Here is an 18,921-nt window from a genome sequence, read left to right on the forward strand (position 1 = left end):
GGTCACTCGGGCAACTGCGAGGTCAGGCGGGTGAGCAGGTCCATCGTGGTTTCCAGCGGCACCGGCTCACGCAGGTCCTGGCGCAGGAAATCATTGATGGCGTCGTTGAGCTGCACCGCGCAATCGGTGACCGGATCGGCGCCGGGCTGGTATTCGCCCAGGCGCAGGAGCATCTCCACCTGGCGATAGGCGGCCATCAGCCGACGCAGGCGGTTGTTGGCCTGCTGGTGCGCGCGGCCGGTGACGTTGCTGAGGATCCGGCTGATGCTGGCGGGCACGTCGATGGCCGGGTAGTGCCCGCGCTCGGCGAGTTTGCGCGACAGCACGATATGACCGTCGAGCAGCGAGCGGACCTCGTCGGCCACCGGGTCGTTCATCGAGTCCTGTTCGATCAGTACGGTGTAGAGGGCGGTGATCGAGCCGTTCTCGCTCATGCCCGCGCGCTCCACCAGGCGCGGCAGCAGGGTGTAGACCGAAGGGGGCAGGCCGCCACGACCGAGCGGCTCGCCGGCGGCAATGCCGATTTCGCGCTGGGCGCGGGCGAAACGGGTCAGCGAGTCGATCAGCAGCAGCACCTTCAGGCCGCGCTGCCGGTAGGCCTCGGCAATGGCCGTGGCGGTAAACGCCGCGCGGGCGCGCTCCATGCTCGAACGGTCGGAGGTGGCGCAGACCAGTACCGAGCGCCGGCGCAGGGTGTCATCCAGTTCGTGGTCGAGGAACTCACGCAACTCCCGGCCACGCTCGCCGATCAGGCCGAAGACGATCACATCGCAGGCCATGTTGCGGGCCATTTCCGCGAGCAGGGTGGTCTTGCCGCAACCGGCCCCGGCAAACAGGCCGACCCGCTGGCCTTCGCCGAGCAGGATCGCGCTGTCGATGGCGCGGATGCCGGTGGGCAGCGCGGCGGTGATCCGCGGACGCTGGGTCGGCGGCAGCGCATCGGCGATCACCGGCATGGTTTCGCGGGTGTCATAGGGGCCGGCGAAAGCGCCTTCGCCATCGCCCAGCAGTGGCCGACCGAAACCGTCGAGGACACAACCGAGCAGGCTGTCGTCGACGCCGATCCGGTGGGCCATGCCCAGGGGCCGGATCTGCGCCCCGACCTGGATGCCATCGGGCGTGCCCAGGGCGCTGAGCAGGGTGCACTGGGTGGTGAAGCCGACGATCTCGGCCAGCATGCTGCTGCCGTCGGCCTTGCTCACTTCGCACAGGTCGCCGATCTTCGCCGCAGGAATCTGGCACTCCAGCAGGATGCCGTTGACCGCCGAGACCCGCCCGCTGACCTGCACCGCCGACAGTTGCGTCAGGCGGCGGGTCTGCTCGCGGGTCCACTGGGCGAGGGCGGCACTCACCAGCGCACCTCGTAGTGCTGGTCGCCTTCGAATTCGATGCGCTGGTCGTCGATGCGGGTCAGGCGCAGCCCGTTGAGTTCGTCACCGACATACAGGCGGTGGCCGTCATCGGTGACCAGGTGACCGTTGGCGCCGGAAATCACCTGGACGATGACGAAAGGCAGGCCGCTGCTGACCGGGACCACGCTGTCGACAATCGGCACGGCCGATTCATAGCGTTCGTGGAAACGCTGGAGCATCCGTTGATAGACCGACAGGGCATCGCCCTTGAGGCCGCCTGCGAGGGTCAGGCCGTCGACGCTGTCTTCGATGCGCACGTCGGTCAGCAGGCGATCGCTGAGCAGGGTATTGAGCAGGCGGCGGGTGTCTTCGCGGCTGGCCAGGCGGGTCTTGCCCGGAGCCGGTGGTTCGACGTGCGCAGCCTTCGCCGGGCTGGCAATGGGCGGCGCCGGTGGTACGGTCGGCTGGCTGACGCTGCTGCGGTTCCAGGCCCAGGCGCCGCCGAGCAGGCTCAACAGCACGCCGACCAGCAGGGCATTGCGCCGGCTGAACCAGCCCGCGCGGGCACTGACTTTCTCCAGCGGCGCGGAGGCGGCGAACTCATCGGCCCGTGGGTCGAAGGCCGCCGGGCGGGAAGCGTTGTCATGGGCCACCGGCACCAGCGGCCAGGCGTCTTCGGCGGGTGCCAGGCACAGCCAGACATTGCCCAGGGCAAAGGTCTGGTTCGGCGTCAGTTCGGTGAGGCTGTGGGCGTGGCCCTCATCGTCGTTGATCAGGCTGTCTTCGGCGCTCAGGGTCCAGCCATCGGCACTGCGTGTCAGCCGGCAATGCCGGGCCGCCACGCCGGGATCGTAGAGGGCCAGGTCGTGATCGGCGTCGGCACCGATCAACCACTGCTCGCCCACCAGCGGCAACGCGGCGCCCTGGTGCAGGCCGTTCAATACCCGCAGTTCGTACATCATGCGGGGCTCCCTGCAGTATCAGGCCGCATACTCGTCCTCCAGCGGTTGCATATCGTCTTCCAGGTCGAAGCGACCCAGGACCTTGACTTCGGCGGCGTTGCTGATTTCGGCGAACGACAGCACGGGCACGTGGTGGAACTCGTCCTGCAACAGGGTGCGCAACGGGCTGCGCAGGTCCTGGGCCACCAGCAGCACGGCGCGCTCGCTGGTGCGCAGGGGAAAGGCGATGCGCAGTTGCTGCACCAGCAACAGGCTGGTCTCGCTGCTCAAGGCAAAGAAAGTCTCGGTCTGGGTCTGGCGCAGGCCGTCGCGCAGGATGCCTTCGCTTTCCGGGGTCAGCAGCCACACCAGCAGGCCGGCGGGGCTGCTGTACTGGTTGTAGATCAACGACTTCAAGGCGATGCGCACGTAGTCGGTGAGGGCGGTGATATCCCGTTCGTGCTGGCCGTGTTCGATCAGGGTTTCGGCGATGACGCGGATCGCCCGCAGCGGCACGCACTCCGAGGCCAGGCGTTGCAGCACGGCGGAGAACCGCGCCAGCGGCAGGACCCGCTGCATCTCCTGGGCCAGCTCGGGTTGCTCGGACTCCAGCCAGCCGAGGATCGCCTTGGTCTCCTGCAAGCCAATGAACTGCGGACCGCAGGCCTGCAAGGCCCGCTCCATGCGTTCGACGATCAGGGTGCTGGCGCTGACGGTTTCCAGCCGTTCGGCTTGCAGCTGCGGCGCATCGGCCGGCATCCACACCCACTGGTTTTCCTGGCGGTCGAGGCTGCCGGCCACCGCCTGTTCGACCTGGCTCGCATCGAGCACCTGGGCGTCGACCGCGACGTGGGTCTGGTTGAAGGTGGCCTTGAGCAGCGGTACTTCGTAGACCGAAAAACGAAACTCGTCGGGCTCCAGGTGCTCGGCGGTCTCGATGATGAAGGACGGCAGCGTCAGGCCGTACTGCACTACCAGGCGGTTGCGCCGCTGGCGGATCTCGCTGACCAGTTCCTCGATCTGCGCCGCGTTCTGTTGCGGATGGAACTGCAACAGGAACTGGCGGCTGGGGATAAAGGTGCGCAGGTCTTCCTTGCCGTTGTTTTCCGGCGCGACGAAGATCGGCTGGGCCTGGGGCGCCTTGGGCCTGGCCCGTTGCAGTTGCAGCATGCCGCCGCAGCCGCATATCAGGGCAATGATGACAAACACCGCGGTGGGCATGCCGGGCAGGGCGGCGAAGCCGAGCATCGCCACCGAGGCGATGATCCAGGCCTTGGGCTGGCTGGTGATCTGCTCGGCGATCTCGCGGCCGATATTGGCTTCCACGCCCGGCGTGTCGTTGTTGGAGACGCGGGTGATGATCATCCCCGAGGTCACCGAAATCAGCAGCGCCGGGATCTGTGCGATCAGGCCGTCACCGATGGTCAGCACGGTGTACAGCTGCACTGCGTCGCCGGCGCTCATGCCATGCTGGACCACGCCGATGGCGATGCCGCCGATCATGTTGATCGCGACAATGATCAGGCTGGCGATGGCGTCGCCGTTGACGAATTTCATCGCGCCGTCCATGGCCCCGAACAACTGGCTTTCCTTGCCCAGTTCGGAGCGCCGGCGGCGGGCTTCGTGGACGCTGATCAGGTTGGCGCGCAGGTCGCTGTCGATGGACATCTGCTTGCCGGGCATGGCGTCGAGGGTGAACCGCGCGCCGACTTCGGCGACCCGCTCGGAGCCCTTGGTGATCACGAGGAAGTTCACCACCGTGAGGATCATGAAGATCACCATGCCGACCGCCAGGTTGCCGCCGACGACGAACTGGCCGAAGGCTTCGACGATGTGCCCGGCATCCTGGTTCAGCAGGATCAGGCGTGTGGTAGAGATCGACAGCGCCAGGCGGAACATCGTGGTGATCAGCAGCACCGAGGGAAAGGTCGAGAACGCCAGGGGGCGCGGCAGGTGCATCGCCAGCATGATCAGCAGGCAGGAAATACAGATGTTGATCGCGATCAGCACATCCACCAGGCCGGTCGGCAACGGCGTGATCATCATGAAGACGATGGCGAGCACGACGAACGCGCCGACGATTTCCGAACGGCGCATGGCCGCCAGGGCGACCTGGTTGAGCAGGTTGATCAGGTGATCCATCAGGCGCTTTTTCCCTTGGGCAGGCTCTGTTCCTGGCGGGTCAGCTCGGCCATCAGCAACAGCAGGTTGCCGAGGGCGTTCTGGCGCGCCTTGAGGTCACGCCAGAGCAGGATCGGCAACTGTTGCAGCATCGGTCGCAGGCCATTGAGAAAGGCCAGCTGGTGCCGGAGTTTGGGGCCGCCGATGTACTGCGTCAGTTGCAGGGTTTCCTGCAGGTTCATGCCCTTGCCCGAGAGGGTCAGCAAGTGCTTGAGAAAGGACGGCGCGCTCAGTTGCAGGGTCGGGTTCTTGCCGCGCATGCGCCCCAGCAGGTGTTCGCTGTTCTGCAGCAGGGTGGCGACGTGGCGCGCGGTGTTCAGGCCGTGCATGAGGTTGCGCAGTTGCTGCTGGGTGCTGGACGGGCTCAGGGCCGCGAGGTCGTCGGCGATGGCGCCGCGCAGGTCGCGCAGGGTCGGTTCGAATTGCCGCTCGCCTTCCTCCAGGCCCAGCAGGGTGTCGATCAGGCTGGAGATGGTCTGCTGGCCGACCACCCCGGAGTAGTACAGGTCGCGCAGGTTCTGCCGACGTCGCGGGTTCAGGGTGGAACGGGCGAAGGCCCGCGCGGTGTTCATGCCGGCCTGGGCACGACTGCCATGTTCGCGGCGCAGCAATTTGAGCTGCTGGCTCAGCACCACGTGCTCGTTGTCGTCGCCTTCGTCCTGGGCCTGCCGGGCGGCGGCCTGGAGCGTCACATGGGCCTTGGCCGCGTCGCCACCGCTGAATGCAAGAACTTGCGCGAGGGTCGCGGCCTGGTTTTTCAACTGCCGCCGCAGCGCCCGGGCCGCCTCGTCGAGGCCCTTGTCCTGGGTGCCCATCAGCAACTGATACAGCTCGCCGAGCTTGACCGCCTTGGATTGCAGGGCGGTGCTGCTGGCCATCAGGTCGCGCTGGCTCAGGCTGAGGCTCTGCTGCACCAGGGCCGAGGCGAAGCGGGTGACCTGCTGGGCCGAGTTGTCCTGGTGGGGCGTGCTCTGCGCGATCAGCGCCGCCGGCTTGGCCGGGGCGTTGATAACCGGTGGCTGGACAGGCGATAGGGTCGGAGCGGCGATCTTCATGGCGCATGACTTCGAGGGGCGATAACCCATGAGTGGTCAGGTGCGCCATCCGGTTCCATCGAGTCTTCGGCCGGGAAGGATTTGTGCAAGAAAGGTTGTACGGAGCAAGGTGATTTGTGCAACTAATTGCAAAGAAACCTTCGGTAACAAAAAATAAAATTCATAAAAATCATGCAGTTATTTTTGTGTAACAGGTGGCATACATATCGCTATAGGCATTGGACATATCCTGAAATGGTTTATCTCTATGCTCTCCAGCGATTCGATTGCCCATTCATCCCAGGCCTCCGGCATCCGTCAGCTCAATACCGAACAGGTGCAGAAACTGCGATCGTTCATCAAGCGACGGGTGATGAACCCTGATGATGTGGAGGACATCATGCAGTGCACCTTTCTCGAAGCGCTGCGCAACGAGCACAAATTCCGTTTCGATTCCCGACCGCAGACCTGGCTGTGCGGCATAGCCCTGAACCTGATCCGCAACCATTTCCGCCGTCAGTACAAACAGCCGCTCCAGGAGCGCTGGGAGGATCGCGAGGACATGGAACTGTCCGATGGCGTCGATATCGGCGCGCAGATCGATGGTCATCGGCAACTGGCGCGGGTGGTCCGGGCCATCGGCACCTTGCCGCTGACCATGCAGCAGGTGATCCAGGTCAGCCTGGAAATGGATGGCAACTACCAGGACACCGCCCTGAGCCTCGGTGTGCCGATCGGCACTGTCCGTTCGCGGCTGTCGCGGGCCCGCGAGCAACTCAAGCGCAGCGTGCCCAGCGTTTTCTGAAGCAATTGCCATCAGATTGGAACCACTTGCGTCGGTCGCGCCACACAGCGATATGTTCGACTGACGATGGCGACCTCTCATGCGCATTTCCACTACACCTTTTTCCGGTACCGGTTCTCCCATGCTGGGCGGCGACATGTCGGTAGCTCCTTCGACGAAGGAGCCCAAGCTCGATAGTCAGTCGGCATTCGATTTCGGCGTTCAATTTGCCCAGCAGGCCTTGCAGCAGCATCCGGGCACCGATTCGGCGGATGATCTGAAAGCCATGATCAGCCAGCTGTTGAAGCGACTGTTTGGCGGGGATGCGAAACCCGAGGGCCAGGTTCCGGACAAGCCCGCGAGCAGTGCCCCCGCGACGCAGACCCCGCCGGCCACAGGCTCCTGCCCGGCGACGCCGGTGCAGGCTCCGGCTCCTGCGGCACCTGCCGCGGCCAACGATTGCTCGGCACCGGCCGCCAAGCCGAGTGCGGAAGCCAGTTTTCTCGATGATTCGAAGTACTCCTCGCCCAAGGACCTGGAGCGCTGGGCACCGATGGTCGCCAACCTGCCGCCGGACCAGCGCCTGCAGGCGGAAAAAGAGCTCAATCGACCGATCGCCGCCGCGCGCATGGCCTTGGAGAAAGGTCCCGACGGGGCCAAGGCGATGAAGTTCATCAACGACAACCCGGCCCTCAAGACGGCCATCGACACCGCCAAGCATGGCGGCAAGGCTGACGGCAAGATCAGCGACGGTGACCTCAAGGCGTTCGCCAAGAAGATGCAGGGCGCCGCGGATGGCGCGGCCAAGGATCTCGCCCAGTACCAGAAGGACAATCCCGGAGCTGACCCGCAGTCGTTGCAGATGGTCCGCTCGGCCCTGTTGCTCAAGGCCAACGCGCCACTCACCGCGGCCGCCGACCCCAAGCATGCCGCCGGCACGGAGGGCGAAACCAAGGTCGACAACCTGACCAGCGCCGATGGCCTGCAGGCCCTGCAGAAGAGCAACCCGGGCCTGGCCGGTGCCCTCAAGCAGTCGGCGAAGACCTTCTCCCAGCCGGGCTTCCTGAACATGCTCGACCAGGGCGGATTGTCCGGCCGCGGCCTGGCCACCCATGGCCCGGACAAGCTGTTCAATCCGGCGAATATCGGCGACTGGGTGAAGAAGCAGGCCCCCACCAACGGTGGCGAATTCGCCTCCATGCTCAGCGATGCGGCGACCTTGAACGCCGTGGCCGGGACCGATATCAGCAAACTCGACAAACAGGTGTTCGAGCAGCCGCAGAACTACACCGGCGCGCAGAAAGCCGCGGTCATGGTCAAGCTGCAACAGACCCAGCAAAGCGTGGTGGCCGGTCGCGACCTGCACAAGACCGGCAAGACCGAAGACGCGCTGGCAGAAAAGATCGCCCAGTTGCAGGCCGATCCGGATGTCCAGGCCTACATGAAGCAGGCGGTGCCGAGCCAGGAGCGCGCCCTGGTGGCCAGCGACCCGGCCCTGGCCAAGGCGGTCAAGGGACAACTGCAACAGGTGACCAGCGGCCAGGCGCTGCGTAACGACATGAGTACCGCCGACCGCAAGGCCAACGGCGACAGCAGCAAGGCTGACTACAGCGGCGCGATCAGCGGCCTGTCGGCCCAGTTGCAGATGCAACAGGACCTGCTGGGCCCGGATACCAAGTTGCCCAGCGCCCAGCAGGTGATCGGCGGACAGCCGCAGGTCCAGGCCCGGCTCAAGCAGTCCTATGAAGCCAACTTCAGCGAAGGCGGTGCCCTCAAGCAACTGCTGGGGCAGAAGAAGGCCGATGTCGGCGACTCCCTGCAAACCGTCGATGCGCGCAAGGCGGCCTATGACAGCGTGCTGCCGGAGCACTTCGTCCGTGGGCAGCAGGACAGCTACATGAACACCACCGTCGGCCAGTTGCAGCAATCGAAGAAGGGCCGCGAACTGCTCGAAGGCATGCTCGACCCAGGTGCCGGCGCCGATGCCGCATCACCGAAAAGCAAGGCCCAGCAGTTCAAGGACGGCTACGACAATGCCAAGTCCGGGCTGTCGGCCGCCAGGAACGGCATCGAGACCGCCGGCAAGCTGGCCGGCCGCGAAGTCTCGGTCGGGCTCGGGCGCCTGGCCGGTTCCATCGGCGGGCGCATTGCCGGGGCCGTGGCCGGTGAAGCGGTCGGCATGGCAGCGGCGTCCGCCATTGGTGCGGCGGCCGGGCCGGTGGGTTGGGTCATCGATGCGGCCATGAGCCTGGGTTTCGGCATCGCCGCGATCATCGAAGCGGTGAAGAAACACCACGCGCAGAAGCAGTTCGATCACAACGTCGATCCGACCCTGGACCAGTTCGGTATTCCCCGGGCGCATTGATGCCAGGCGCCAGTGATTGATGCCATCGAGCAGAGGAGCAAGACCGTGAGTGTGTCGATTTCACCGATTCGCACAGCTGTGCAAGATTCTGCAAATGCCTTCAACCCCGTGCTTGAACGGAAAATTTTCGTATAACAGCGAGGCAAGACGCCAATGACTATTCCATCCTCGACCTCAGGGGGCCATTACCTGACCACTTCGCAACGGCAGGCAAATGCCTCGCACGACGTGGAAATGCAAACGCCGTCGCGGGCGACCGCCGTCGACCGGGTCCAGCCCGGCACGCCGCAGGCCCTGGAAGGGCTGAAGCAGAAAATGGCCGACATTTTCGAGCCGCACAAGACCGCGGACAACGAAGAGGCCCTCAAGACCCTGATCGACAGTCGCGCCGACGAGCTGCACGCCATGGGCCAGACCGCCGATGACGTCGAGCGCCTGCTGGACAAGGCCGCGCGCATGGACCGCGTGGCGGTGCCGGCCCAGGGCGCGGTGGGCGGTATTCCGTTCGGTGTCGCCTCGGTGGTGCTCGATCGCGTGCCGGATATTTCCGCCGATGCCGCCCACAGCCCGGCCTATGGCGGCTTTCTCTCCGGTGCCTTCTCCGGTGCGGCGGACGTGGTCGGTGGCGGCCTGTTGTCGAAGGCGACCCATGACACCTTCTGGCTCAAGGCTCCGGCCGAAAGCCTCGAACCGGTGATGCAGGACGCCCAGAAAGCCAAGGCCTCGGAAAACCTCGGCACGCAGACCCTGCAGAACGCCGTGGCGACCCAGACCTTTTCCCTGCGCAACGCGGTGCGCGGCGTACTCAACACCACGCTGACCGCGACTTCGGGTCCGAAGACGGCCGCGGCGGTGGATACCGGCATGTCCGCGCTGGGCGGGATGGCCGCGGGTGCCGGTTTCGCCAGCATCATGCGCGGGCATGACACGCGGGCGCACCGTGCCGGTCCCGAGTACCTGTTCGGGCGCCAGGACTGGAAGAAGCAGTACGAGACGCTGCGAGACTGCAATCCGACCCGCGACCCACTGATCAATGGCGCCAAGCGCATGGCCAAGCTGCCGCTGGACATCATGACCGACGGCCTGAAGTCCATCGCCGGCGCCGCCACCATGACCAGCCTGGCCAACAACGGCCTGGCCCTGGGCGGTGGTTTCGCCGTGGCGTCGCAGGTCCGTGGCCTGGTCAAGGAGGCCGCGACCCGGGCCGGTTTCTCACCGGTGGCGAAGGTCGCGGTGGACCAGGCGACCAACCTCGGCATGTCGGCCCTGGCCTTTGCCGGCCTGAGCGTGACCTCGACCCTGGCCGGTCCGGCCAGCGATCATGCGGTCAAGGTGCTGCAGGAGGACGTACCACCGAAGGCCCAGGCCATTGCCGACAAGGTCCAGACCCAGGTGGCGGCCAAGGCCGAGTCCGCCGGCAAGCAGATCAGCTCGGGTTATGCCGGGGCCAAGCAGAGCGTGAGCCACATGATGGACGGGCTCGGCGATGCCGCCGCGTCCGGCGCCGATCTGCTGGCGGGTGCGATCAACACCGTGCGCCGTCGTCCTGCGGCTACCGCCAACGCGCCGGTCAACACCCCAACACCGACCCCGGCCAATGCCGTGGCGAGCAGCAGCACCCAGCCCAATCCGGCTTCGCAGGTCTGACCCCTGGGTGAATGAAAAAGCCCCCGGTTGCCAACGCAGCCGGGGGCTTTTCATGTGTGGGGCTCAGGCGAAGACGAAATACTTGCGCACGGTCTCGACCACTTCCCAGGTGCCTTTCATGCCGGGTTCAATGATGAACTTGTCGCCGGCCTTCAGGTGGATCGGCTCCTGGCCATCAGGGGTGATCACGCAATAGCCTTCCTGGAAGTCGCAGTATTCCCACTTCACGTATTCGACCCGCCATTTGCCCGGAGTGCAGATCCAGGTGCCCATGATCTTGCTGCCGTCCTCGCTGGTGTAGGCGTTGAGGTTGACGGTGTGCGGGTCGCCTTCGAGCTTTTCCCACTTGCAGGCGTCGAGCACCGGCAGTGGGTGGGTGTCGCGCAGAACGGTAATCGGTGGATTGGACATGCTGGGCTCCGGGCGCAGGTTCTGAATGAAGCCTGCACCCTAGCGGTCGCGGCCGCCCGGCGAATGTCCAGGGTCGACATCCACCTGTCCATGCGCGCACGGCGTCATTGCGGTTTCAGAGCCTCCACCAGGGCTCGGGCATAGGACGGCAGGTGTTCGAACGAGCGCGCGCACAGCAGCAGTTTGCGCCGGGCCCAGGGTTCGGGCAGCGGGCGACTGATCAGTCGCTCATCGGCCGGCCAGCGGTCGAGGGTGGCCTGGGGCACGATGCCCGGGCCGGCACCGCGGGCGACCATGCGCAACACCGCGTCGAAGCTGTCGACCCGCACGCGCAGTTGCATGCGCAGGCCCAGGTGCAAGGCCTGTTCTTCGAGGTACACCGCCAGTGCGCTGGCGGCGGCCAGGCCGACCTGCTCGTGGCGCAATGCATCGCTGAAGCGCGGCTGCGGGACCGCGGCCAGCGGGTGCCCGTCGGGGATCACCAGCACCAGCGGATCGTCGTGAAAGGGCAGGGTCTGCAAGTCCTGGGTGTCCACCGCGTCGGAGACGATGCCCAGTTCCGCGGCGCCCTGGCTGATGGCATGGACGATGCGCAGGCTGGGCAACTCCTGCAGGTCGATATCGATGGGCGGGTGCTCGCGCAGGAAGTCGGCGAGACGTTCCGGCAGGTATTCGCTGATCGCCGTGGTGTTGCACAGCAGGCGGACCTGGCCCTTGACCCCGTTGGCGTAGTCGGCCAGGTCCTGGCGCAGGCGCTCGCTCTGTTGCAGGATCAATCGCGCATGTTGCGCCAGGGCCTTGCCCGCCGCGGTGGGCGTGACGCCACGGCGACCGCGCTGGAAAAACGGCGTGCCGAGGGATGCTTCCAGGGCCCTGATCCGTGCGCTGGCCGCCGCCAGGGACAAATGACTGCGGGCCGCGCCGGCGGTGATATTGCCGGCATCGAGGATGTTCAGGTACAGGCGCAGGTCGGTCAGATCGAAGTGCATGGTTTTCAGCCTCTTGTATTGGCAGAGGCTAGCTCGGGCAATCGCAGATTTTCAAATGCATTCGCCGGGTCCAGCATGGGCCCATGAATACTTATCTCGAGTTCTACCAGGCACTGGGCCTGGCCCTTTCCCTGCTGGTGCTGGGCACCTTTCTGCTGGCCGGTACGGTCAAGGGCGTGATCGGCCTCGGGCTGCCGACGGTCGCCATGGGGTTGCTCGGCCTGGCTATGGTGCCGGCGCAGGCTGCGGCCCTGCTGATCATTCCGGCGACCCTGACCAATGTCTGGCAGCTGGCGGCGGGCGGGCATCTGCCGGCGCTGCTCAAGCGCCTGTGGCCGCTGTTGCTGGCGATCTTCCTCGGCACGGCAGCCGGCACCCTGTGGCTCGGTGGGATCGAGAGTGGCGGTTGGGCGGTGCGGGCACTGGGCGCGGCCTTGCTGCTGTATGCCGGGTGCGGGCTGTTCCTGCCGACCCTGCGGGTGGGCAGCCGCTCCGAACGCTGGCTGGGGCCGCTGTGTGGCGTGGTGACGGGTGTGATCACCTCGGCCACCGGCGTCTTCGTGATCCCGGCGGTGCCTTACCTGCAAGCCCTGGGACTGAACAAGGACCAACTGGTGCAGGCGCTGGGCCTGTCGTTCACGGTCTCGACCCTGGCCCTGGCGGCGGGGCTGTTCTGGCGCGGCGCCCTGGGCGAGGGCGCGCTCGGTGCCTCGTTGCTGGCGCTGGTGCCGGCCCTGCTCGGCATGTGGCTGGGCCAATGGTTGCGCCAGCGGATCAGTGCCGTGCTGTTCAAGCGGGTGTTCTTCATCGGCATGGGCGTGCTGGGCGGGCACCTGTTGATCAGCGGCTAGTGGTTCCTTTTGCCCCGCATACGGCTACTATCAGGCCTGTTTCCAGATGAGGGGCCAAGGTGAAAGCCAGATCCGATGAGTTGCAGATCTTTGTCAGCGTGATCGAGTGCGGTTCGATTTCGGCAGCGGCCGAGCAGGTCGGCCAGACGCCGTCGGCGGTCAGTCGCAGCCTGTCGCGGCTGGAAGCCAAGCTCGACACCACGCTGATCAACCGCACCACGCGACGCATGGACCTGACCGAGGAGGGCAAGTTCTTCTTCGAGCGGGCCAAGCAGATCCTGGAGCAGATGGACGAGCTGGAAGAGCGCCTGTCCCTGCGCCAGCAGACACCGGCCGGGCGCCTGCGGATCAATGCCGCGTCGCCGTTCATGCTGCATGCGGTGGTGCCGTACATCGCCGAGTTCCGCAGCCTGTACCCGGATATCCAGCTGGAGCTCAACAGCAACGACCTGATCATCGACCTGCTGGAGCAGAGCACCGATATCGCCATCCGCATCGGCAACCTGGCGGACTCGACCTTGCATGCGCGTTCGCTGGGCAGCAGCCCGCTGAATATCCTCGCCAGCCCCGCGTACCTGGAGCGCCATGGCGTGCCGGCCACTGTCAGTGAGTTATCCGCGCACACCCTGCTCGGGTTCACCCAGACCGAGAGCCTCAACCACTGGCCGCTGCGTCATGCCCAGGGTGACCGCTGGCAGATCCAGCCGGGCATCAGCGCCTCCAGCGGCGAGACCCTGCGCCAACTGGCACTGGAAGGGCAGGGCATTGCCTGCCTGTCGCATTTCATGACCCACCAGGACATCCAGTCCGGCCGCCTGCAAGTGATCCTGCCCGAGGCCAACAGCGGCTATCGCCAGCCGATCCACGCGGTGTACTACCGCAACTCGCAGTTGGCGCTGCGCATCCAGTGCTTCCTCGATTTCATCCAGGGCAAGCTGGCGGGGTACGCCAGCTAACCGGGGCGTGGGAGCGATCAAAAGCTTCGGGGGCAAGCCCCCTCCCACGGGAGCGATCAATATTAAAAAATAGAGTGGACGAAGTTGGTAATCGGTTCTGGCAACAGGTCCTGTGGGTGGTCACCGCCAAATGTAGCAAGACCGCTTTTACCTTTGACTATGCCGGAACTGAGCACATCCCCTGAACTTACTTCGATCACATCAATTTTTACTTCGACCTTGTCCGGGATCATGGACCACTCCGTAGCGCGGTCTTCCCAGTGGAGGATGGTCGGAAATATCAGCACGTCTTGCCCGGCAGCACGGGCATCCGTCAGGGCATCATCGTGGTTTTCGGCCAGACGACCGATCCGGGCCGCCCGTGTTTTCTGGACAAGGGCGTTGTAGATGATCTGGGCAGTATTTCGCCCTGAGCCTTCATAGCGTTGGGCGCCATACTGACCATCGGCTGGCGTCGAGATATAGAAGCGGTTTTTTGGATTGAGGGGGGCACCGGCTTGCTGTTGTGGTTGCCACTGGTGTGAATCGGCGCATCCGGCAAGCAGCGTAAACAGGGCAATGATCAGAGTGGCGCGCATCGCAACATCCTTGTCTAGATGAATATGGCCTTTCAGTGTCACTCACCCTATACCAATGGCTGTGCTGTTCCTAGAGGATGGCATACGTTTGATCGTTCCCACGCGCAGCAAAGGAATACCTCTCTGGACGCTCCGCGGGCGCTCTTGTGATGCAGAGCGTCACGGGCTGCATGCCCTTGCTGCACGTGGCGATCATCGGGTCAGTGCGCCGCCTGCTTTTTCAGCAGCACCGGGATCGACAGGGCGATCAGCGCGGCGATCACGCAGAGCATTCCGGCGATGAAGAAGGCCGGGATGTAGGTGGCGAGCAAGGTGCGGGTCAGTCCGGCGCCGTAGGCGGCGAAGGCCGCGCCCAACTGGTGACCGGCAAACACCCAGCCGAAGACGATGTTGGCCCGCTCGCCGCCGAATTTCTGTGCCACCAGCTTGACCGTGGGCGGTACGGTGGCGATCCAGTCAAGGCCATAGAGCACGGCGAAGAATGACAGGCCGAACACGGTGAAGTCGGTGAACGGCAGGAGCATCAGGGAGATGCCGCGCAGGCCGTAGTACCAGAACAGCAGCCAGCGATTGTCGAAGCGGTCCGACAGCCAGCCCGAACCCACGGTGCCGAAGAAGTCGAAGATGCCCATCATCGCCAGGATGCCGGCCGCGGTGGTGGCGACCAGGCCGAAGTCGCCGCACATGCTGATGAAGTGGGTCTGGATCAGCCCGTTGGTGCTGGCTCCGCAGACGAAGAAGGTGAGGAACAACACCCAGAATGTCCAACTGCCCGACACGTCACGCAGGACCTTCAGCGGGCTGATCAGCATCTGCAGCAGGCTGCCGCGATGGGCGGGGGCCGGCAACACTTCACGCTCGCCGTACAGCGGCAGGTTCAGGTCCGCCGGGCGGTCGCGCAGCAGAGCGATCACCGTCACCACGACCACCGCCATGGCGGCGCAGATCAGGCCCAGCGCCAGGCGCCAGCCATAGTGCTCGGTCAGCGAGGCCATCAGCGGCATGAACAGCAGTTGGCCGGTGGCCGAACTGGCCGACAGCAAGCCGACCACCAGGCCGCGACGATGGGAGAACCAGCGGGTCGCCACCGTGGCCCCGAGGACCATGGCGGTGAGCCCCGTGCCGATGCCGATCACCACGCCCCAGAGCAGGACCAGTTGCCAGAAGCTGTTCATGAACATCGAGCCGATCATGCCGCCGAGCACAATCAGCAGCGCCGCCAGCACCACCCGGCGCAGGCCGAAGTAGTTCATGAACGCCGCCGCGAAGGGACCGATCAACCCGTAGAGCATGAAGCGGATCGCCAGGGCCGAGGAAATCTGCGCGCTGCTCCAGCCGAACTCATGTTCCAGGGGCACGATAAACACCCCCGGCGCGCCCATGGCGCCAGCCATCACCAGCATGGTCAGGAAGGTGACGGCGGCCACCACCCAGCCATAGTGGACCTGGCGCCTGGCCAGGCGGTTTGCAACCAATGTAGACAGCATGAGGTGTTCCTTGTGCGTGCGGTGTCGGTGGAGGTATCGGCAACAGCATCGACGGGCAACACGTGGCGAGCGCAAGGGACAGCGTGGATGGCCTGCCAGGTTTGTCGAATAAATGTTTTGTAACATCTATTATTTCGCCGGATCGCGAGATGCTTGTCAACTTAAATGTCATTTGTCATTTATTTGAGACGCGCCAGCGGACAAACCACCGGACGGTTGTGACGGTCACGCTCAGGATTCGTGAATTCAATGCAAGAGTGAATTGGGCGGTACGGGGTTATTCGGCACGGATAAGTCTTCGATACTCATTCCATCACTTATTCATCCACGGAGTTTCTCCATGAACGTATTCGTTACCGGCGCAGCCGGCTTTATCGGCGGCTCCATCGCCACCGGCCTGATCGCGGCCGGCCATCAGGTCACCGGTCTGGTCCGCAGCGCCGAGCAGGCCGAAGAACTGCGCGGCCTGGGCATCACCCCGGTGATCGGCACCCTCGACGACAGCATGCTGCTCGCCGAACAGGCGCGCCAGGCCGATGCGGTGATCAACGCCGCCAGCAGCGACCATCGCGGTGCGGTCGAAGCCTTGCTCGGCGCCCTGCGCGGTTCCGACAAGATGTTCCTGCACACCAGCGGTTCGAGCATCGTCGGCGATGCGTCCGGTGGCAAGGCCAGCGATATCGTCTATTACGAAGACAACCTGCCGGAACCGACCGTCGACAAGGCCGCCCGCGTGGCCATCGACAACCTGATCCTTGGCGCGGCGAAGTTCGGCGTGCGCTCGGCGGTGATCTGCAACACCCTGATCTACGGCCACAGCCTGGGCGTGAATCGCGACAGCGTGCAGCTGCCGCGCCTGTTGAAACAGGCACGCAAGAGCGGTGTGGTGCGCCATGTCGGCAGCGGTCGGAACATCTGGTCCAACGTGCATATCGAAGATGTGGTGGCCCTGTACCTGCTGGCCCTGAGCAAGAATCCGCCAGGCACCTTCTACTTTGTCGAAAGTGGCGAAGCCTCGTTTATCGACATGACCACGGCGATGGCCAAGGCCCTGGACCTGGGCGAGCCGCAGGACTGGCCGCTGGCGGATGCCGAAGCCGAGTGGGGCTATGAAATGGCCAACTACGGCCTGGGCTCCAACAGCCGGGTACGTGGCAAGAATGCCCGTGAGTTGCTGGGCTGGGTACCGAAGCGCACCTCGGTCACCGAGTGGATCCTCAACGAAATGGTCTGACGCGCGGCGGGCCCGGCAACGGGCCCGCTCAAGGGTTCTGCAACGGAACCACTTCGCGCGATGAAGCCACACAACAGGACTCCTTCTCGCGAGCCCTGCGCCATGCCTTTATCGACGGATCGAACCTTTTCCGCCAGTTCCCGCCATTTCAACAGCGGTGATCGTGACCACACGGTGTCGACGCGCCGGGTACTGGCCTCCGGTGACCCGCGGCATTTCAAGGCGACGACGACGGTTTCCGTGGCCCAGATGAATGCGCTGATGTTGTCCAATCGCGCCATCGATGACACCTGGAAGATCCTCAACTACGGCTCGGGCAACCAGCGCAAGCATGTCCGGGCGAGCGAGGCCGAAGCCTACAAGCGCACGGTGGTGGTCTACGACGTCAGCGCCCCCGTGGATTATGCTCGTACCGCGGCGCGTTTCCAGGCCGGCAACTGCGACCAGATGGCGGCGGTGAATGCATTGCTGCTGGCGGGCGCGGAAGGGCAGCACCAGCAGGTGTCGATTGTGCAAGCCAGGGATGTCGGGCACACCTTCGTGGAAGTCGGTGACTCGCGGGTGAGCAACAACACCATCATCTCCGATGCCTGGCCGGAATTCGGGCGGGCCATGCGCCGTCAGGAGTTTTCCCTGCTGGGTGACAACCCCCAGATCGTACAGCGCTATCAACCACGCTACGATCCGGAAGAGCGCGAACGCCTGCTCAACGGTCCCAAGGCCAGCCAGCGCGAGGTCGACCGGGAGTTCGCCCGCTTGCGACCGAGCTATCCGCAAGACAAGGCACGGCTGACGGACTTCCTGCTGGAAAACACCAGGCTCTATACCCAGGTGCACGCGTCGAAGAACCTCGGCATGCGTTATGAGGGCGACCGCAACCAGGGCGATGTGCGGCGCCAGGACCAGGATTTCCCGGAGTACAAGTTCAAGCGGCGGATGAGGCAGCTGGGCCTGGATACGCGGGACGGCACGGAGTTGCCGCGCAATCCGCCTCCGGCACCGATGCCGATCGTCAATACCATGGACTTCCCCCCGGTCAACGGACATTCCCGTGGGCGCAGCGCTTCGATCAACCCCCCGGCGCCGCCACTGTCCCGTCCTCGTGCCGATAGCATCAATACCTGGTCGCGTCCGGTCGTTACCCCCTATGTTCCACCGCGGGACGACTATCGTGTCGATCCCCGGCACTACCGGCCGCCGGTGGATAACAGCGATTACTCCCGTGGTCGGCCCTCGACGTCGCGGGCCCGGGCGGAATCGTTCAGCACCCGCGAACGGCCGGTGATCCCCAACTACGGTCCGCCTCCCGTGGAGCGGCGCCGGGCGCCGTCGGTCAGTACCCGGCGCGAGCCGTCTTCGACACGCGACGGCGGCCGTTACCGCGAGACGCCGCCGGCCCGCCGCGAACGCTCCAACTCACTGATGGCGCGGATGCGCAACATGATCATCCGATAAGGAAAGTCGTCGATGGCGAGCCAGTTGAAACAAGTGCTGTCCCCGGTGTTTCACCAGATGGGTATCGATGAACGAGAGCTGGAGGTGTCCGACAGCTATGTCATGACCTTGCCGAGCGGCCTGGTGCTGGAGTGGCGCGAGTCGCCCCATGACTTCCTGACGGTCAGTTGCCTGCTGCCGGTGTCGGAACAACGCTTCGACGATCCGGATACCCTGGCCATCCTGCTCCAGAGCAATCTGCTGGGGCTGGAGCATCCGCCGATCCTGACCGGGGCGATTGTCGAGCAGAAGAAAGTCATCCTGTGGACCCGCCAGCCTTTCCTCATGCTCGACCACAGCGCGATGCAGCGCCTGTTCGAGCGCTTCACGGAGCAGGCCGACAAGCTGGGCAACTGGCTGGCGCTGAGCCTGGAAGAGTTGAAGGCCCGCGAGCAGGCTTCGCGACAGCCGATGCGGAAGACGCCGTTGCGCGGAGCGATACCGCGCAGCTAGGCCACTCGTCCTGATGAAAATACCGCGGCGTATTTTCATTTTTCCCGGTTCGGGATTTCTCTGAGCGACACTTCATACCTCTGTGCGAAAGTTATTTTCATGGAGGTTGGTCGGTGCTGCCCGTTAATGCATTCTGGTTTTCATGAGGGTTTTCCAGATACCGT

Annotated in this window: 16 protein-coding genes; 8 read left to right on the forward strand and 8 right to left on the reverse strand. The window is 64.7% G+C overall.

All coding sequences use genetic code 11. The annotated features are described in order from the left end of the window. Nucleotides 1–2: 2 nt before the first annotated feature. Genes KI243_RS03780 through sctW form a run of 4 tightly spaced genes read right to left on the reverse strand, consistent with a single transcriptional unit; the run spans nt 3 to nt 5,529 of the window. Entirely contained in the window at nt 3–1,352 is a 1,350-nt protein-coding gene (locus KI243_RS03780; RefSeq protein WP_017126719.1) for a FliI/YscN family ATPase, read from the reverse strand. Further along, on the reverse strand, nt 1,349–2,311 hold the full coding sequence (locus KI243_RS03785) for an FHA domain-containing protein (protein WP_177109607.1): 963 nt from the start codon (nt 2,309–2,311) through the stop codon (nt 1,349–1,351). The genes KI243_RS03780 and KI243_RS03785 overlap by 4 nt, the downstream gene beginning before the upstream one ends. Before the next feature lie 21 nt (nt 2,312–2,332). Further along, nucleotides 2,333–4,435 (reverse strand): type III secretion system export apparatus subunit SctV, encoded by a 2,103-nt coding sequence (gene sctV, locus KI243_RS03790; RefSeq protein WP_177086945.1) that lies wholly within the window; start codon nt 4,433–4,435, stop codon nt 2,333–2,335. Next, nucleotides 4,435–5,529 (reverse strand): type III secretion system gatekeeper subunit SctW, encoded by a 1,095-nt coding sequence (gene sctW / locus KI243_RS03795; protein WP_177086947.1) that lies wholly within the window; start codon nt 5,527–5,529, stop codon nt 4,435–4,437. Before sctW ends, sctV begins: the two co-directional genes overlap by 1 nt. A 247-nt stretch (nt 5,530–5,776) precedes the next feature. On the opposite strand from sctW, the gene KI243_RS03800 reads away from it, so the two are divergent. The 3 genes from KI243_RS03800 to KI243_RS03810 all read left to right on the forward strand — a co-directional run bounded on the left by KI243_RS03800 (nt 5,777) and on the right by KI243_RS03810 (nt 10,304). Beyond that, nucleotides 5,777–6,313 carry a sigma-70 family RNA polymerase sigma factor gene (locus tag KI243_RS03800; RefSeq protein WP_017126722.1) on the forward strand — a complete coding sequence of 179 codons (537 nt, stop codon included), beginning with the start codon at nt 5,777–5,779 and terminating at the stop codon, nt 6,311–6,313. 79 nt (nt 6,314–6,392) lie between these two features. After that, nucleotides 6,393–8,657 (forward strand): type III effector HrpK domain-containing protein, encoded by a 2,265-nt coding sequence (locus tag KI243_RS03805; protein WP_212810467.1) that lies wholly within the window; start codon nt 6,393–6,395, stop codon nt 8,655–8,657. Nucleotides 8,658–8,810: 153 nt separating this feature from the next. Continuing rightward, a complete protein-coding gene (locus tag KI243_RS03810; protein ID WP_146049185.1) occupies nt 8,811–10,304 on the forward strand; it encodes a hypothetical protein in 1,494 nt (497 codons plus the stop codon). Between the two features lie 63 nt (nt 10,305–10,367). On the opposite strand, the gene KI243_RS03815 is transcribed toward KI243_RS03810, so the two are convergent. Beyond that, on the reverse strand, nt 10,368–10,715 hold the full coding sequence (locus KI243_RS03815) for a cupin domain-containing protein (RefSeq protein ID WP_017126724.1): 348 nt from the start codon (nt 10,713–10,715) through the stop codon (nt 10,368–10,370). A 104-nt stretch (nt 10,716–10,819) separates the two neighbouring features. After that, nucleotides 10,820–11,704: a LysR substrate-binding domain-containing protein gene (locus KI243_RS03820; protein ID WP_177128657.1), complete on the reverse strand. Its 885-nt coding sequence runs from the start codon at nt 11,702–11,704 to the stop codon at nt 10,820–10,822. Between the two features lie 83 nt (nt 11,705–11,787). Here KI243_RS03820 and KI243_RS03825 point away from each other — a divergent pair, with 83 nt between their 5' ends. Beyond that, nucleotides 11,788–12,555, forward strand: a complete 768-nt coding sequence (locus KI243_RS03825; protein WP_212810468.1) for a sulfite exporter TauE/SafE family protein — start codon at nt 11,788–11,790, stop codon at nt 12,553–12,555. Nucleotides 12,556–12,614: 59 nt separating this feature from the next. Beyond that, nucleotides 12,615–13,511, forward strand: a complete 897-nt coding sequence (locus KI243_RS03830) for a LysR family transcriptional regulator (protein ID WP_017126727.1) — start codon at nt 12,615–12,617, stop codon at nt 13,509–13,511. 62 nt (nt 13,512–13,573) lie between these two features. Here KI243_RS03830 and KI243_RS03835 read toward each other — a convergent pair whose 3' ends face one another. Then, nucleotides 13,574–14,089, reverse strand: coding sequence for a DUF4823 domain-containing protein (locus KI243_RS03835; RefSeq protein WP_212810469.1), 516 nt, complete (start codon nt 14,087–14,089; stop codon nt 13,574–13,576). A gap of 200 nt (nt 14,090–14,289) precedes the next feature. Next, on the reverse strand, nt 14,290–15,576 hold the full coding sequence (locus tag KI243_RS03840; RefSeq protein WP_017126729.1) for an MFS transporter: 1,287 nt from the start codon (nt 15,574–15,576) through the stop codon (nt 14,290–14,292). Nucleotides 15,577–15,916: 340 nt separating this feature from the next. Between KI243_RS03840 and KI243_RS03845 the strand changes: the two genes are divergently transcribed. The 3 genes from KI243_RS03845 (at nt 15,917) to KI243_RS03855 (ending at nt 18,757) form a co-directional block, all read left to right on the forward strand. Next, nucleotides 15,917–16,810, forward strand: coding sequence for an NAD-dependent epimerase/dehydratase family protein (locus KI243_RS03845; RefSeq protein WP_017126730.1), 894 nt, complete (start codon nt 15,917–15,919; stop codon nt 16,808–16,810). 102 nt (nt 16,811–16,912) lie between these two features. Beyond that, the gene (locus tag KI243_RS03850) at nt 16,913–18,265 is read left to right on the forward strand and encodes a hypothetical protein (protein ID WP_177109269.1); all 1,353 of its coding nucleotides are present in this window, start codon (nt 16,913–16,915) and stop codon (nt 18,263–18,265) included. 12 nt (nt 18,266–18,277) lie between these two features. After that, nucleotides 18,278–18,757, forward strand: a complete 480-nt coding sequence (locus KI243_RS03855) for a CesT family type III secretion system chaperone (RefSeq protein ID WP_177118853.1) — start codon at nt 18,278–18,280, stop codon at nt 18,755–18,757. Nucleotides 18,758–18,921 lie beyond the last annotated feature (164 nt).

Origin of the sequence: Pseudomonas sp. Ost2 (genome assembly GCF_018326065.1) — a bacterium.
Taxonomy (GTDB): Bacteria; Pseudomonadota; Gammaproteobacteria; order Pseudomonadales; family Pseudomonadaceae; genus Aquipseudomonas; species Aquipseudomonas gingeri.

Excerpts from the sequence above, each read along its gene's own strand:
- sctW (WP_177086947.1), bottom strand. The coding sequence starts at position 5,529 with ATGAAGATCGCCGCTCCGACCCTATCGCCTGTCCAGCCACCGGTTATC.
- KI243_RS03840 (WP_017126729.1), bottom strand. The coding sequence starts at position 15,576 with ATGCTGTCTACATTGGTTGCAAACCGCCTGGCCAGGCGCCAGGTCCAC.
- KI243_RS03815 (WP_017126724.1), bottom strand. The coding sequence starts at position 10,715 with ATGTCCAATCCACCGATTACCGTTCTGCGCGACACCCACCCACTGCCG.
- KI243_RS03855 (WP_177118853.1), top strand. The coding sequence starts at position 18,278 with ATGGCGAGCCAGTTGAAACAAGTGCTGTCCCCGGTGTTTCACCAGATG.
- KI243_RS03850 (WP_177109269.1), top strand. The coding sequence starts at position 16,913 with ATGCCTTTATCGACGGATCGAACCTTTTCCGCCAGTTCCCGCCATTTC.
- KI243_RS03785 (WP_177109607.1), bottom strand. The coding sequence starts at position 2,311 with ATGTACGAACTGCGGGTATTGAACGGCCTGCACCAGGGCGCCGCGTTG.
- KI243_RS03825 (WP_212810468.1), top strand. The coding sequence starts at position 11,788 with ATGAATACTTATCTCGAGTTCTACCAGGCACTGGGCCTGGCCCTTTCC.
- KI243_RS03820 (WP_177128657.1), bottom strand. The coding sequence starts at position 11,704 with ATGCACTTCGATCTGACCGACCTGCGCCTGTACCTGAACATCCTCGAT.
- sctV (WP_177086945.1), bottom strand. The coding sequence starts at position 4,435 with ATGGATCACCTGATCAACCTGCTCAACCAGGTCGCCCTGGCGGCCATG.
- KI243_RS03805 (WP_212810467.1), top strand. The coding sequence starts at position 6,393 with ATGCGCATTTCCACTACACCTTTTTCCGGTACCGGTTCTCCCATGCTG.
- KI243_RS03845 (WP_017126730.1), top strand. The coding sequence starts at position 15,917 with ATGAACGTATTCGTTACCGGCGCAGCCGGCTTTATCGGCGGCTCCATC.
- KI243_RS03810 (WP_146049185.1), top strand. The coding sequence starts at position 8,811 with ATGACTATTCCATCCTCGACCTCAGGGGGCCATTACCTGACCACTTCG.
- KI243_RS03800 (WP_017126722.1), top strand. The coding sequence starts at position 5,777 with ATGCTCTCCAGCGATTCGATTGCCCATTCATCCCAGGCCTCCGGCATC.
- KI243_RS03835 (WP_212810469.1), bottom strand. The coding sequence starts at position 14,089 with ATGCGCGCCACTCTGATCATTGCCCTGTTTACGCTGCTTGCCGGATGC.